The following is a 14,583-nucleotide window of genomic DNA, read 5'->3' as shown; positions in this document are numbered from 1 at the left end:
GCCATGACGTGATGCTATGCTGCCTTTGCCTCATCCACCGGGTGAATAGCATGGAAGCTGACGCACAAACGGTTCCAGATATTTATCATGCCGACAGCCACCGTCAGCTTGGTCAGCTCTTCTTCAGAAAAATGCTTCAAAGCCATCTCGTACAATTCATCGGGAACACCAGCATCCGCGATCTTCGTCACCGCGTCGACCCAGGCAAAAGCTGCACGCTCACGCTCGGAAAATAGTGGCGATTCCTTCCATGCCGCGACCAGATACAGCCGCTGTTCGCTCTCGCCATCGCGACGCGCCTCACGGCTGTGCATCTCGACGCAAAAAGAACACCCATTGATCTGCGATGCACGCAGCTTGATGAGATGCAAAAGTCCTTTTCCAGGCCGCACTGCTCGACCGCCATGTTCAGGGCGCTCACCTGCTTCATCAGCGCTGGTGCCGCGGCAAAAAACTGTAACCGGGGTTCCATGATATTATCTCCTTTGTAACGGTAGGTGTGGGACAGATTTTTGCGGACGTTGATGACGCTCGACAAATGCGCAATTGGCGGCGACCGAACGCGGGTCGGCGTCAGAGTTGAAATCCGCAACAATGTCGGAAAGTTTTTCAGCAGCAAGTGCAGCACGGTATGCCTTTTCGGCACGTAGCATGGCAACATTGATACCGCACGGTTTTGCATAGGCCGACGCTGGCAGCCTGACTGGTCCGCCCTGGCGGATTTCACCACAGCGGAATGCTGGCGCAGTCCCCTCCACCGCAAGCACGATGTCGAGCAACGAAACATCTTGCGCCGGCCGAGCCAACCGGTAACCCCCGGAAGGGCCAGACACCGATTCCAGAACACCGGCACCAGCCAGCGCATTCAGCTGCTTCAGCAGATAGCTTGGCGACACCCCAAACGCTTCTGCCATTGTCGCACCCGACAAGGTCGCAGACCCTTCCACCCCTGCCAACATGGCAGCACAATGGATGGCAGCTTCGACACCTTCACCAAGCTTCATGGAAGCATTCTCCTATCATGGACATTAATTATCCCGGATAAATATTATCGTCAATAAGTAAATGAAAAAACAGCGCAATGGCGCTGCTCTTTCAAATCAGCCTGCACCCTATTCCGCAGCAGCCTTTGCCATCGGGTTGTTGGGATGGGTCGTCCAGTTGGCATAGTCTGCCGAAACCGTTTGGCCCGTGCGCTCATCCAGAACACCTGGTTCAAGCGCAACCATCGAGATGCAATTGTCCACCGGGCATACATTGACGCAAAGATTGCAACCGACGCATTCATCTTCCATCACTTCGAAATGACGCACACCATCGACCATTGATGTAATGGCCTGATGAGAAGTATCTTCGCAGGCAATGTGGCAGCGGCCGCACTTGATGCAGCTATCCTGATCTATGCGCGCCTTGGCAATGTAGTTCAGATTGAGATACTGCCATGACGTGACATTAGGCGTCGCACGCCCGATCACATCGTCGAGATTGCGATGTCCCTTCTCGTCCATCCAGTTCTCAAGGCCAGTGATCATTTCCTGCACGACCTTGAAGCCATAAGTCATGGCCGCCGTGCAGACCTGCACATTGCCCGCGCCCAGCGCCAGAAATTCGGCTGCATCGCGCCATGTGGTAATGCCGCCGATCCCCGAAATAGCAAGGTCACTTGTTTCAGCATCCCGGGCAATTTCGGCCACCATATGAAGCGCCATCGGCTTCACCGCAGGCCCGCAAAAGCCACCGTGGCTGCCCTTGCCGTCAATCGAAGGTTCCGGCGAAAACGTATCCAGATTAACCGACGTGATCGAGTTGACCGTGTTGATCAACGACACAGCATCCGAGCCTGCCAAATGCGCGGCACGGGCCGGCTTGCAAATATCGGTGATATTGGGCGTAAGCTTGGTAATGACCGGCATGCGCGTGGTTTGCTTGCACCAGCGCACAATCATTTCGATATATTCAGGCACCTGACCGACAGCAGCACCCATGCCGCGTTCGCTCATGCCGTGCGGGCAGCCGAGGTTGAGTTCGATGCCATCGGCACCAGTCTCTTCAACCAGTGGCAGGATCGACTTCCATGCATCTTCTTCGCAAGGCACCATGAGCGAGACAATCAGGGCTCGATCCGGCCAGTCCTTCTTGACCTGCTTGATCTCCTGCAAATTGAGTTGCAGCGGCCGATCAGTGATGAGTTCTATATTATTGATTCCAAGAACCCGGCGGTCAGCACCCCAGATCGCACCGTAGCGCGGGCCGTTGACATTGACGACCGGCGGGCCTTCCTCGCCAAGCGTCTTCCAGACCACGCCGCCCCAGCCAGCCTTGTAGGCGCGCACGACATTATAAGCCTTGTCCGTAGGCGGTGCCGAAGCCAGCCAGAAGGGATTCGGCGATTTGATCCCGGCAAAAGTATTGCGTAGGTCTGCCATGTTTATGCCCTCCCGTTCGAGGTCAATGTCCGATGAATGCTTTCGGCAGCATCGCGGCCATGCGCCACTGATGTCACCGTCAAATCCTCGCCACCACGCACACAGTCGCCACCGGCCCACACTTTGGGCAGCGAGGTGCGCCCTTCCGCGTCGACCTTGATGCGCCCGCCTTCCATTTCAAGCGACGCACCTTTGCCATTCACCGAATCTGGAACAAATGTCTGACCGATGGCCTTGAATATCTGGTCGGCATGAAGGGTTATGACCTCCCCCGTGCCGACAAGACGATCCTTGTTCATGGCCGTATATTCCAGTTCGATGGCCGTCGCTTTGCCATTCTCGGCAATCACCCGCTTGGGTTGCAGCCAATGCCGGATGTTAACGCCATTGGCCGCAGCCAAATCCTGCTCAAAACCCGAGGCATTCATGTCGTCCTTGCCGCGCCGGTAGCACACGGTCACCTCTTCCGCGCCAAGCAGCTTGGACTGCACCGCAGCGTCAATTGCCGTCATGCCGCCGCCAATAACGATGACGCGCCGTCCAACCGGAAGCTTCGCGAGATCTTCCGTCTGGCGCAGCACAGCGATAAATTCGACCGCATTTTCGACCCCGCGCGCGTCTTCGCCATCCGCCCGCAAGGCGTTGATACCGCCAAGACCCATGCCCAGGAATACCGCGTCATAGTCGTGCTCAAGCACATCCAGGCTAAAATCGCGCCCAAGCACCTGACCGTAGCGAATGTCAATGCCGCCGATAGCGGTCACATAGTCGACTTCGGCTTGAGCAAAATCATCCGTGCTTTTATAGGCTGCAATGCCATATTCACTGAGCCCACCCCCTTCGCGCGCGCCTCGAAGATCGTGATCTCATGGCCGTAGCGCGCCAGGCGATGAGCCGCCGCCAAGCCCGCAGGTCCAGCCCCCACCACCGCTATTTTTCTACCGCTCGAGGCTGCTCTTTCATAAAACTGCTTGTTTTCCTGCATGGCAATGTCAGTTGCGAAACGCTGCAAGCGCCCGATCTGCACCGGCTTGCCTTCTGCTGCCTCACGAACGCAGGCTTCCTCGCACAATGTCTCGGTCGGACAGACGCGCGCGCACATGCCGCCAAGGATGTTCTGGTCGAAAATCGTCTTGGCAGAACCGAGTGGATTTCCCGTCGAAATCTCGCGAATGAACATCGGAATGTCGATCGCTGTCGGACACGCATTCATGCAAGGCGCATCGTAGCAGAAATAGCAGCGATCAGCCTCGACCAGCGCCTCATGATTGGTGAGTGGCGGATGCAGATCTGAAAAATTGTCCGAATAGGTTTCGGGCGAAAGCCGACCAGCGGCAATGCCTTCCTTGAAATGACCTGTCGCCATTCCGCTTTCCCCTTATGTTTTGGTTTTGAAGAACGCTACCACATCCAGATTTTTTATCAATTGGTCAATTTTATGGATAACACCTTGATTTTATTGATATAAAATATGATGATTTTTATCATGTTTTAATCCCCACGCGCATAAATCGGGAATTTTTCCGCAATATGTCGGAATTCTGTCGCATCGTCCGTCCTAGGTTAAGCATCTGCCGGAGTTTCCAGCAGCGCCACATAGTTTCACCAAACGGTCAGGGAGACACCAATGACAAAGGCACAGAAATCCTTCTTCTGGTATGAGCTGATGACGAGCGACCTCGAAGCGGCAGAGGCATTTTACACGGCCGTCATAGGGTGGAATGCCGAACCATTCGGTGACACTGCGGATATGCCACCTTACATCGTCGTGAAAGCTGGCGACCGTGGCGTCGCGGGAATGATGACACTGCCGGAACCAGCCCAAAAAATGGGGATGCCTCCCGCTTGGTTGGGCTACATCCATGCTTCCGATGCCGATGCAGCGACCGCATCCTTGATAAAGGCGGGCGGTAAGGTGCACCGTGAACCGTCGGATATTCCCGGCGTCGGACGCTTCGCTGTCGTTGCCGATCCACAAGGCGCAACATTCATGTTGCTGCAACCGAATGAACCAGATCAGCCACCAGCAGCTATGGAAACACCCGGCCATGTCGGCTGGCACGAGCTTTACACGACCGACTGGCAAGCCGCCTTCGACTTCTATTCAGACCAGTATGGCTGGGTGAAGGATCATCCCTTCGACATGGGCGAGATGGGCATCTATCTGATTTATTCAGTCAACGATCAGCAGTCCGGGGGCATCATGAACAAGCTCGAACACATGCCCACACCCTTCTGGCAGTTCTATTTCAATGTCGAGGGCATAGATGGAGCCGCAAAGCGGGTTACAGATAATGGTGGCAAGGTGGTGATGGGTCCGATGGAGGTGCCCGGCGGCCAATGGGTCGTCAATTGCACCGACCCGCAAGGCGCTCATTTTGCCATGGTCGCGCCCGGAAGATGATTTCTTATCCCACAATTCTTAGCTATTTGAATAACTTGCAATAGTTTTTCGAATCAAGACGGGAGGTGGATAACCACACTTTGGGGTTGGGTTGGGCTCACGCCAAATTATGGCTCACCCACCCCGATTTCCTCCTTCCGCTTTGCAACATAGGCATCGAGTTCCTCGCGCACCGAAGCATCCAACACCGGTTCCACATAATCAGTCAGCGCCTTTTTCCATAATCCAGTTGCCCGCGCTGTCGCGTCGCAACTGCCAGCCTCCGTCCACGCCTCGTAGTTTTGCCAGTTGGACAGTATCGGCTGATAGAAAGCGGTCGAATAGCGTTCCAGCGTATGCGGTTCACCAAAGAAATGCCCCCCTGTTGGAACCGCACCAAGCGCTTCAACCGCAAGTTCGTTCTCGTTGACCTCGATAGGGCGCAAAAACTCCATCATGTGCTGGATCAACTCCACATCGATGATGAATTTTTCAAACGACGCCGTGAGCCCGCCCTCCTGCCAACCGGCGGCATGGTAGACGAGATTGCCATGCCCCATAACAGCGCCCCACAACGCCATCAGCGTCTCGTAAGTGCCTTGCGCATCCGCAGCATTTGATGCCGAACCCGGCGTCGTGCGGTAAGGGAGCTTATAACGTCGAGCCAATTGCCCTGAGGCGATATTGGCTTTGGTGTTTTCAGGTGTTCCAAAAGCCGGCGCGCCTGATTTCATATCGACATTGGAGGTAAACGCCCCATACATGACCGGCGTACCCGGCCGCACAAGCTGGGTCAACACCACGCCAAACAAGGCTTCGGCATTCTGCTGTGCCAACGCGCCCGCCAATGTCACGGGACTCATCGCCCCCATCAGCGTAAATGGCGTGACACATACCGATTGGCCATATTCTGACATCGTCATCAGCCCTTCAGCCATCATCTCGTCGATGCGGCGCGGTGAGTTCACCGAGATGATGGTTGTGACACCGGGATCCTCGCGCATTTGTTCAAGCGTCATCCCGCGCGCGATTGCCATCATTCGAATGCCATCCAGCGCCCTGCCGCGCCCTATGGCCGAAACATGGAAACTTTTGTCGGTCAACGTCAGATTGGCAAGATAAGTGTCGAGATGACGGGTGTTCGATGGCAGTTCCACCGGCGCGCAAACCTGGTTGCCAAGCATGTGAATGCAATTGAAATGCTGCGCCAGGCGGACAAGGTCGCAATAATCGCGCATATTTCCCGGTCGACGTCCCCGCTCCATGTCGTGGACATTGGGCGGACCCGCAACAAGCGTAAAATTGATTGAATTGCCGCCAAGATGGATGGAATTCGCCACATTACGCGGTGTCAAAACATGAGCAGAGGGCGCTGTCGTCAAAGCCTCCGCTACCAGCCCGCGATCAAGGCGAACAGTCTGAGTTGCCAGATCAACGCTCGCACCCGCTTTCTGAAACAGCGACTGGGCGTGCGAACTCATCACTTCGATGCCAAAATTTTCCAGAATGTGCAGTGAGGCTTCATGGATCGCCTCGACCTGATCGGCCGATAACAGCGCCATCGGTGGATAGGGATTGACGACTTGCCGCGCAGGCAATTGACCAATTCCCGCATCAACCTGCGAACGGGTGCGACTGGAACTACGTTTGCTTCGGGATCTCGTCATATCCGCATCAAATGCCCCAACGCCGAGCTTCGCTATCAATAATACGTCACGTCTGGAAAGATATTTATAAAAACCGGCATTTCGCAGGATAAATTTTATAAAAAACGACAAAAATGTCGTTTCTACTGCTAAGAACTCACACCAGCATCGTCGAAGTGGTTAATTTGCGGCGCAACACTCCCTTTATGATTTGCGTCTATTGGTCGGCACATGTGTGTGTCCAGTTTTAATCGAGTTTTACCGATCCTTGCGTTGCTTGCCCTTTCGGCTTGTGCAACCGCGCCCCGCCACATCAACAACGTATGTTCCGTTTTCGACCAACGCGATGGCTGGATCAACAATTGGCAATCGGCGGCAACGCGCGCTGAGCGGAAATACGGTGTGCCGGTGCCTGTTCTGATGGCGACAGTACGCAAGGAATCCGGCTTCAAAGGAAACGCCAAACCGCCCCGCACCAAGCTTCTTGGCTTCATTCCCTGGAAGCGTCAATCGACCGCCTATGGTTATTCGCAGGCGCTTGATGGAACCTGGGCACAATACCGCAGTGAAACCGGCAACTTCACCGCGCGCCGAAGCAGTTTCTCAGATGCGGTAGATTTCGTCGGTTGGTATCACGCAAAGTCCGCAGACACTCTGGGTATTGCGCGCAACGACACTTACAACCTCTATCTCGCCTATTATTTGGGCAGGACTGCTTTCAAGCGCGGCGACTGGCGCGGCAATACCGCGATACAGCGTTACGCCCGCGCAACCGATGATATGGCACGAAAATACGCCACACAGTTGCAACGCTGCGGCTCTTGACGCACGCCCCTAGCACTATCTGGTGCCCCGTCGACGCATCAATCTAGGGTCTGGACTCAATTTGCCCAACATCTGATAGCGAAGAGTTGCACCATTGAGAGGAAGTTTCGAGCCTTTTTCTCAAACCGTGTAGCCAATCGGCGCATGTCTTTCATGTTGCAGAAGAAGCGCTCAACGACGTTTCTTTGGGCATAAAGGTTTGCGTCGTGTGGAATGGTGCGCTGGTTGCTTTTGGACGGGATCACGGCCAGCGCACTTTCGTCAGCAATTTGCTGCCTGATCTTGCGACTGCCATAGGCTTTGTCTGCGACGATGGCGAGCGGTGGATATTCCCAGTCGAGGAAAGCGTCCATCATCTGGCTGTCGTGCATTTGCCCGCCGGAGATCGCCAGTCGCAGCGGGCGCCCTGCAGCATCTACGGCCGCGTGAACCTTACTTGTGCGACCGCCTCGTGAGCGGCCAATACATTCTTCCAGTTCCCCTTTTTGACCCAGCCGCTGCGCGGTGAGCCTTGACGATGGAAGCATCGATGAAGACCAGACTATCCTCATGCTCGCGCGCAAGGGCCTCAAATATCCCTTGCCAAACCCCACGCTCACCCCAGCGGGTGTAGCGATTGTAAACCGTCGTTCGCGGCCCGTATCGCTCCGGAAGATCGCGCCAGGGAGCCCCGGTTCGCAGAATATAGAAAATGCCGTTGAGAACCTTGCGGTCGTCTTTGCGCTTCGAACCACGTCCTTTAGCCGGAAGAAGCGGTTCAATAATGGCCCACTCCTCGTCAGTCAGATCAAATCGTGCCATGATAACCTCCATCGACGGAGGCTGTGAATCACACTTTCATAAGCAAAATCAATATCCTGAATTGGGTTCACACCCTAGCGATAAGATTACCACCTCGCTGACTGTAGTTACCCCACCAGCCTTAGGACACCTCGTTATCGCTGCTATCACTGGCGAAGCTGATGACGGGCTCCATTTTTGCCAGTTTCTCATCAGATAGCCAACACAGGCTCACATGCCCATCTCCAAGGTCCTTAGGAGGCGGGACCTTCGTCTCGCACAAATTGTCGGGCACGTTGTCCTTGTAGCGACACCGTGTCTGGAATGGGCAGCCCGATGGCGGATTCATGGCCGACGGGATGTCGCCTTCCAGCACGATATGTTTCTTGACCACACTTGTGTCAGCAATCGGGATCGCCGACAGCAGCGCCTCCGTATAGGGATGATAGGGTGGTGCAAATATCTGGTCCGTTGTCCCTTGCTCCACAATATAGCCGAGATACATCACGACGACACGGTCGGCGATGTAGCGCACCACGGAAAGGTCGTGGCTGATGAACAGCAAGGTCGTCTTGTTCTCGCGCTGGATATCCATCAGCAATTCGGTGACGGCAGCCTGAACGGAAACGTCGAGCGCCGAAACAGGCTCGTCTGCCACCACCACCTTGGCGCTGCCGGCAAAGGCGCGCGCCACACCGATACGCTGTTTTTGCCCCCCGGAAAGCTGACGCGGTTTGCGCGTGGCGAAGGCGCGCGGAAGCTTCACCAGATCGAGCAGTTCAAGCATGCGCTGCTGGCGTTCTTCAGGATTGTTCCCGACATGGAACTTCTCCAGCGTGCGGATGATTTGCGATCCGACCGAATGGCTGGGGTTCAAAGTATCGAAGGGATTTTGGAACACCATCTGAATTGACGACACAGTCTCCACGCTGCGATGTTCGATTTCAGTCGACTGGATCGAGGTATCGCCAAGCGTGACCTCACCAGAACTCGCGGTCTCAAGGCCGAGCAAGACTTTGGCGAGCGTGGATTTGCCGCAACCCGACTCACCGACGATGGCAACCGTTTCCGACTCGCGTGCCTCGAAACTGATGGTCTCATTTGCCTTGACAGTTCGCCCCTCACCGCCGCCAAACACTCCACCGGCGCCAACGTGATAATATTTCCTGAGATCTTCCACTTTCAACATCGGCGCGCCAGCCTTGACCGGTTCGCTGGTCTTTTTCACATCGGGCGGCAACGCATCCCAATCTATTTCATTGAAGCGCACACAGCGGCTGAAATGACCGTCATGACCTTCGATAGGAATCATCGGAATTTCCGCCGCATTGCACACCCCTTCAACAAAATGGTGGCAACGCGGGCCAAAATTGCAGCCCTTGGGGCGCTCATGCGGAAGCGGCAACTGACCGGGAATGGCAATGAGCGGGCGCGAATTCTTGTCCGCTCCCGGCAGTGGGATCGAACGGAAAAGTCCTTGCGTGTAAGGGTGGCGCATCCTGTCGAACACGTCCTTGATCTTGCCGGTTTCCACCGCCTCGCCCGAATACATGACGGTAATACGGTCGCAGGTTTCAAGGATCAGCCCAAGATTGTGCGACACGAAAATCATCGACGTGCCGAATTGCTCTCCAAGACCTTTCACCAGTTCGACAATGCCCGCTTCCACGGTAACGTCGAGCGCCGTCGTCGGCTCGTCAAGTAGAAGCAGCGTCGGCTTGGACAGGAGCGCCATCGCAATAACGATGCGCTGCTGCTGACCACCGGAAAGCTGGTGCGGAAAGGACTTCATGATCCGCTCAGGATCGGGCAGTTTGACCGCACGCACCATATCAAGCGAACGCTTGTACGCCTCTTCCGCTGGCACCTTGTCGTGGATCAGCGGGACTTCCATCAATTGCTGGCCAACCTTCATAGCCGGATTGAGGCTCGCCATCGGCTCCTGGTAGATCATGGCGATCTTGTTGCCACGAATGGCGCGCAACTCATCTTCGGTGAGCTCGCCCATGTCTTTGCCCTGGAACTTGATCCGGCCGCCGACGATCTTTCCGATATTGGAAAGATCGCGCATGATGCCCAGCGATACGGTTGACTTGCCGCAACCGCTCTCACCGACGATCCCCATCGCCTCTCCCGGCATGACTTTGCACGAGAAGTCCATCACTGCGGGAATCTCGCCCTTGCGGGTGAAGAATGAGATCGACAGGTTTTCGATTTCGATGATCGGCTCGGCTGGATTTCGAACGGTCTCGTTCATCTGTGCCTCCATCAGTCTTTCATTGATTGTTCGCGCAGCGAGTCAGCCAGGAGGTTGAGCCCCAGAACGAATGACATCAATGCGAATGTCGGCGGAAGCGCCGGATGAATGTGCGAGCGAAGCAAGCGGCTGGCATCCTTGATCGCCGTGCCCCAGTCAGGGCTTTCAGGCGCAAGTCCCAAACCGAAATAGCCAAGCGTACCCAACAGGATCGTGGTGTAACCGATACGCAGGCAGGCATCGACGATGAGCGGACCGCGTGCATTTGGCAAAATTTCCCAAAGCATGATGTACCACGGCGATTCACCGCGTGTTTGCGCCGCCGCCACATAGTCTCGCGTTTTGATGTCCATGACGAGGCCCCGCACGATGCGGAAGACCCCCGGACTGGATGCGAAAACGACCGCCACGAAGATATTCAACTGGTTGGGGTCGATGTGGACGATTCCAAAGGGATCGGCATCGAACACCAGTCCGGCATAAACCCATCCACCAATCACCAGTGTCAGGCCAAGCAGCACGTAGATGCGATCGGGCCGGTTTTTAAACCGGGTCCAAAACAGAACGGAAAAGAAGACGATTGGAGACAGAAAGAACAGTCCGGCCATGCCGTAGGGAATGGGTGTATCCATAATTCCAGGCGTCACCAGCAGGTAGAACAGAAGGATCACCGGGAAAGCCAGAACCAGGTTGGCAAGGAACGAAAGGACCGTGTCGATCTTGCCGCCATAATAACCGGCAGGCAGCCCGAGTGTGATGCCAACCATCAGCGCAAAGCCGGTCGCCGCAGGCGCGATGATCAGCACGATCTGGCTGCCATAGACCATACGCGAAAACACGTCGCGGGCCAGCTTGTCTCCACCAAAAAGATAAGCGAGGCCTGACTTGGGCTCGATCGCCCCCGGCAGCACATCCTTCATGATGGGTATCTGGATAAGCGGATGGAAAGGCGAGATCACCGAGGCAAAAACTGCCGTAAACAGCCAGAAAAGACAGATCCCGACCCCAACCATGCCAACTATGCTGTCAAAAAGCTGGCCATACAGGCCAAGCTTGGTTTTGTAGAGGTAGCTCGAGCCCATAATGATGGCAAGAGCCATCCAAACCGGCCAAAAGCGGACGATAACGCCTATAACGATTTCGAATGCATTTAGATATTCAACCTGCATCAGCCCCGTCTCCCCCTATTGAACCCTGATGCGCGGATTTAGAAACGCATAGCCGACATCTGAAATGAGCTGTGTGATCAGCACGATGAACACCGACACAAGCGAACAGCCTAGCAAGAGATCGATGTCATTATTGCCGGCAGCCTCGACCAGCGTGTAACCAAAGCCCTGATAGCGAAACATCACCTCGACGATAACGACGCCGGTGAGCAGCCAGGGAAATTGCAGCATGATAACGGTAAATGGTGCGATCAACGCATTGCGCAACGCATGCTTGATAACGACACTTCGAAAGCTCAATCCCTTGAGCCGGGCGGTCCGAATATATTGTTGCGTCATCACCTCGACCATCGAGGCGCGCGTCATTCGTGCAATGTAACCGATACCGTATATGGCCAACGTCATCACCGGCAGCGTGAAATTATAGAATGTAATTCCCCTGCTTGCCGATGCCGCAGAGCCGTTCAGCCACCCTAGCCACGACGCGAAGATAACGGTGAAAATGACGCCGGAAACATATTCAGGCGTCGCCGTCGACGCAATTGAGGCAACAGAAAGCGTTCGATCCGTTCGAGACCCTCGCGCATGCCGGCCAGAACGCCGATCAGCAGCGATATTGGTATCATGACGATCAGCACCCACATCATCAGGATGCCGGTCGCCGCGAGAGCAGGAAAAGCTTCGCTGCCACCGTCGTCTTGAATTTCGTGGAGCACCCGAAGTCACCTTGCAGGATGCCGGAATATGTCGGAACCGCAGATTCGTTGCAGAAATGAAACCGTGGCACGGCCTCACCGGTATTAGGGTCGATATTCGGCTGCTTCTGCATCACGCCAAGCCATTGGCCGTAACGCACGAAAAAATTCTGCCGATAGCCATTCCGTTCCAGCCAGCTTTCAAGCTGGTCGGCTGAAGTGCGCATTTCCGTCTGACTGATTGCCAGCTTCTTCAAACTGGGTTCAAGATTGACCAGAAAGAAAACTACGAGCGTAAGGCACAGCATCGTCAACGCCATGGTGCCGGAACGTCTAAGAACGAAAGATAGCATTGTGTGCCCCTGCCATTCGGGTTGGGGTCAGACGCGTTCAACCCTGAATTTTTGCACGAAATCGCCAGTCTCCTCGGCACAGTGCACCGAAGACAAGCGATCTGCAATCATGTTGTGAAAGCAGAGAGAGAGGCTGCTGCCCCTCTCCCATTGTGGACCATGTCCATCAGGCTTCGTCTAGCCAGACCTTGCCATAGTCATGCTCGAATGTCGGGTGCATGCCGTAATTCTTAACAGCGGCAACCGAGTGGCTGTAGAGCTTGCGCCAATATGGCTGGATGATGATGCCGGAATCCTGCAGAATCTGCTCGATATCCTGCATCATCGCTTTGCGCTTGACCGGATCAGATACCGAGAGAGCGGCATTGAGCTTTGTATCCCAGTCGGGGTTGGACCAGGCGGCCTCGTTCCATGCTTCGCCGGTGCGGTAGGCGAGTGCCAGAACCTGCACGCCTAGCGGGCGCATGTTCCAGTTGGTCATCGACAGTGGATATTTCGTCCAGTCGTTCCAGAAGGTCGAACCTGGCAGAACTGTACGTTTCACCTTGATGCCAGCGTCGCGCATCTGCGCGGCAATCGCATCGCCTGTGTTCTTGTGCCAATCCTCATCGACCGTGATCAACTCATGCTCGAAATCGGCTTGGCCGGCTTCTGCCATCAATGCCTTGGATTTCTCCGCATCACGGGCGACCTTCGGCAACTCGAAATATTCCGGATGAATCTGGCAGACATGGTGGTTTTCCGCAACGCTACCGGCATCATTGTAGCCGAGTTGAAGAACAACATTATTGTCGACCGAAAGCTGCAACGATTGACGAACCTTCTGGTCGTCATAAGGCTTGTTGGCAACGTTGGTACGGCAAACAATGGTGGAAGCCGTCACCACTTCGGACTTGACTAGGTCGAGCCCGTCGAGAATCTCCACATAGTCGGCCGAGGTCTCGAAATTGGTGTGAACTTCGCCAGCTTCAAAAGCACTCACCATGGCAGCAGGATCGGTACCATAATCGATGAACTCAATGCCATCGAGATAGACTTCACCATCCCACCACTTGTTATCTTCACGGCGTTTGTAGACCACCTTCTGGCCGACATCGTAGGAGACAAGCTCGAACGGACCAGTACCGATCGGACAGGCTTTGAAATCGCCACCCTTTTCGTCGAACGTCTTGTGAACAACAAGACCCGGATAGTCGCACAAGTTTGGAATGAGCGAGATGTCGGCTGTGGCCAGCGTCAGCTTGACGGTCATGTCGTCAACCTTGGTCACAGCACTTTCGGCAAGCTTGCCGGTCTTTTCATCCACCAGGGTGCCAAGACGTCCGGGCATTGAGTTGCCCTCGGCGCTCTTGTCGGCCCAGCGGTGCAGGTTGAAAATGATATCGTCGGCATTGAACGTGCTGCCATCGGTCCATGTCACGTCTGGACGAACATGAAGCGTGTATTCGGTCGCGTCGTCATTCACGTCCCAGCTTTCCAGCAGATAGGGGCGGAATGTGTAATCACGGGTGTACTTGACCAGCGGCTCCAGCGCCTGACGCTCGGCATTGGCGATCTCCGACCAGTCAGCCTTGCGCGGATCCTTGGGATCCTTGACCCATTGTGCGACCCTCAAGGTGCCGCCCTTCTTGCCGGTCTCTTGCGCCTGTGCGGGCGTTGGAACACTCAGGCCGATAAGGCCATAAGCCATTGCCGTGGAAGCACCAAATACGCTGGCGAGAGCCAGAAATTCGCGGCGGTCAACCCGCCCTGCCTTGGCTTCCTCTGCCATGGTCAGAATGTGATCAGGAACGCGATCACCGTCACTTTTGTAAATTGTCATGAAAGACTCCCATTGTTGGCTTTCCGCCTTAACATTTCGCATCCTGGCCGCGATGTCAAAAACAACCAGGTGCAAAACTCCAACGGGAATGTGCATCTTTGCGAAAGTACCGGTTCGCTCAAATACGACAAACTTGACGCAAATTTGTTACTCAATATGGGTTTAAGTCGAGATCTGCGAGGCCGGACAATGGCGAAACATCCTCACAAAACCTAGCGTCAGTATGT

General features: G+C 55.1%; 10 protein-coding genes and 3 pseudogenes. 2 read left to right on the top strand and 11 right to left on the bottom strand.

Annotation, left to right across the window (positions count from 1 at the left end):
* Positions 1-14: 14 nt before the first annotated feature.
* The 4 genes and pseudogenes from AC0L7S_RS13745 to AC0L7S_RS13730 form a co-directional block, all read right to left on the bottom strand.
* A pseudogene (locus AC0L7S_RS13745) lies at positions 15-472 on the bottom strand (carboxymuconolactone decarboxylase family protein).
* A gap of 4 nt (positions 473-476) precedes the next feature.
* Complete coding sequence (locus AC0L7S_RS13740; RefSeq protein ID WP_473471571.1) at positions 477-1,004, bottom strand: RrF2 family transcriptional regulator; 528 nt, start codon at positions 1,002-1,004, stop codon at positions 477-479.
* Positions 1,005-1,112: 108 nt separating this feature from the next.
* Positions 1,113-2,426, bottom strand: a complete 1,314-nt coding sequence (gene preA / locus AC0L7S_RS13735) for an NAD-dependent dihydropyrimidine dehydrogenase subunit PreA (RefSeq protein ID WP_473471570.1) — start codon at positions 2,424-2,426, stop codon at positions 1,113-1,115.
* Positions 2,427-2,428: 2 nt separating this feature from the next.
* Positions 2,429-3,792: pseudogene (locus tag AC0L7S_RS13730) on the bottom strand (NAD(P)-dependent oxidoreductase).
* 261 nt (positions 3,793-4,053) lie between these two features.
* On the opposite strand from AC0L7S_RS13730, the gene AC0L7S_RS13725 reads away from it, so the two are divergent.
* A complete protein-coding gene (locus tag AC0L7S_RS13725; RefSeq protein ID WP_473471569.1) occupies positions 4,054-4,830 on the top strand; it encodes a VOC family protein in 777 nt (258 codons plus the stop codon).
* 107 nt (positions 4,831-4,937) lie between these two features.
* Here the strand turns inward: AC0L7S_RS13725 and AC0L7S_RS13720 are convergent, their stop codons facing one another.
* Positions 4,938-6,476 (bottom strand): trimethylamine methyltransferase family protein, encoded by a 1,539-nt coding sequence (locus AC0L7S_RS13720; RefSeq protein ID WP_473471568.1) that lies wholly within the window; start codon positions 6,474-6,476, stop codon positions 4,938-4,940.
* 210 nt (positions 6,477-6,686) lie between these two features.
* On the opposite strand from AC0L7S_RS13720, the gene AC0L7S_RS13715 reads away from it, so the two are divergent.
* The gene (locus AC0L7S_RS13715; protein WP_473471567.1) at positions 6,687-7,280 is read left to right on the top strand and encodes a transglycosylase SLT domain-containing protein; all 594 of its coding nucleotides are present in this window, start codon (positions 6,687-6,689) and stop codon (positions 7,278-7,280) included.
* 56 nt (positions 7,281-7,336) lie between these two features.
* Here AC0L7S_RS13715 and AC0L7S_RS13710 read toward each other — a convergent pair whose 3' ends face one another.
* The 6 genes and pseudogenes from AC0L7S_RS13710 to AC0L7S_RS13685 form a co-directional block, all read right to left on the bottom strand.
* A complete protein-coding gene (locus AC0L7S_RS13710) occupies positions 7,337-7,807 on the bottom strand; it encodes an IS5 family transposase (RefSeq protein ID WP_473471566.1) in 471 nt (156 codons plus the stop codon).
* Positions 7,713-8,081 (bottom strand): IS5 family transposase, encoded by a 369-nt coding sequence (locus AC0L7S_RS13705; protein ID WP_473471565.1) that lies wholly within the window; start codon positions 8,079-8,081, stop codon positions 7,713-7,715. The genes AC0L7S_RS13710 and AC0L7S_RS13705 overlap by 95 nt, the downstream gene beginning before the upstream one ends.
* A gap of 121 nt (positions 8,082-8,202) precedes the next feature.
* Positions 8,203-10,317: a dipeptide ABC transporter ATP-binding protein gene (locus AC0L7S_RS13700; RefSeq protein WP_473471564.1), complete on the bottom strand. Its 2,115-nt coding sequence runs from the start codon at positions 10,315-10,317 to the stop codon at positions 8,203-8,205.
* An 11-nt stretch (positions 10,318-10,328) separates the two neighbouring features.
* On the bottom strand, positions 10,329-11,486 hold the full coding sequence (locus AC0L7S_RS13695) for an ABC transporter permease (protein WP_473471563.1): 1,158 nt from the start codon (positions 11,484-11,486) through the stop codon (positions 10,329-10,331).
* Between the two features lie 15 nt (positions 11,487-11,501).
* A pseudogene (locus AC0L7S_RS13690) lies at positions 11,502-12,534 on the bottom strand (ABC transporter permease).
* Between the two features lie 166 nt (positions 12,535-12,700).
* Positions 12,701-14,356, bottom strand: a complete 1,656-nt coding sequence (locus tag AC0L7S_RS13685; protein WP_473471562.1) for an ABC transporter substrate-binding protein — start codon at positions 14,354-14,356, stop codon at positions 12,701-12,703.
* Between the last annotated feature and the right edge of the window lie 227 nt (positions 14,357-14,583).

It is taken from the genome of Mesorhizobium sp. G2-6-1, assembly GCF_055809095.1.
The sequence above is the reverse complement of the archived record's forward strand: the minus strand, read 5'-3'. Positions and strand labels throughout refer to the sequence as shown.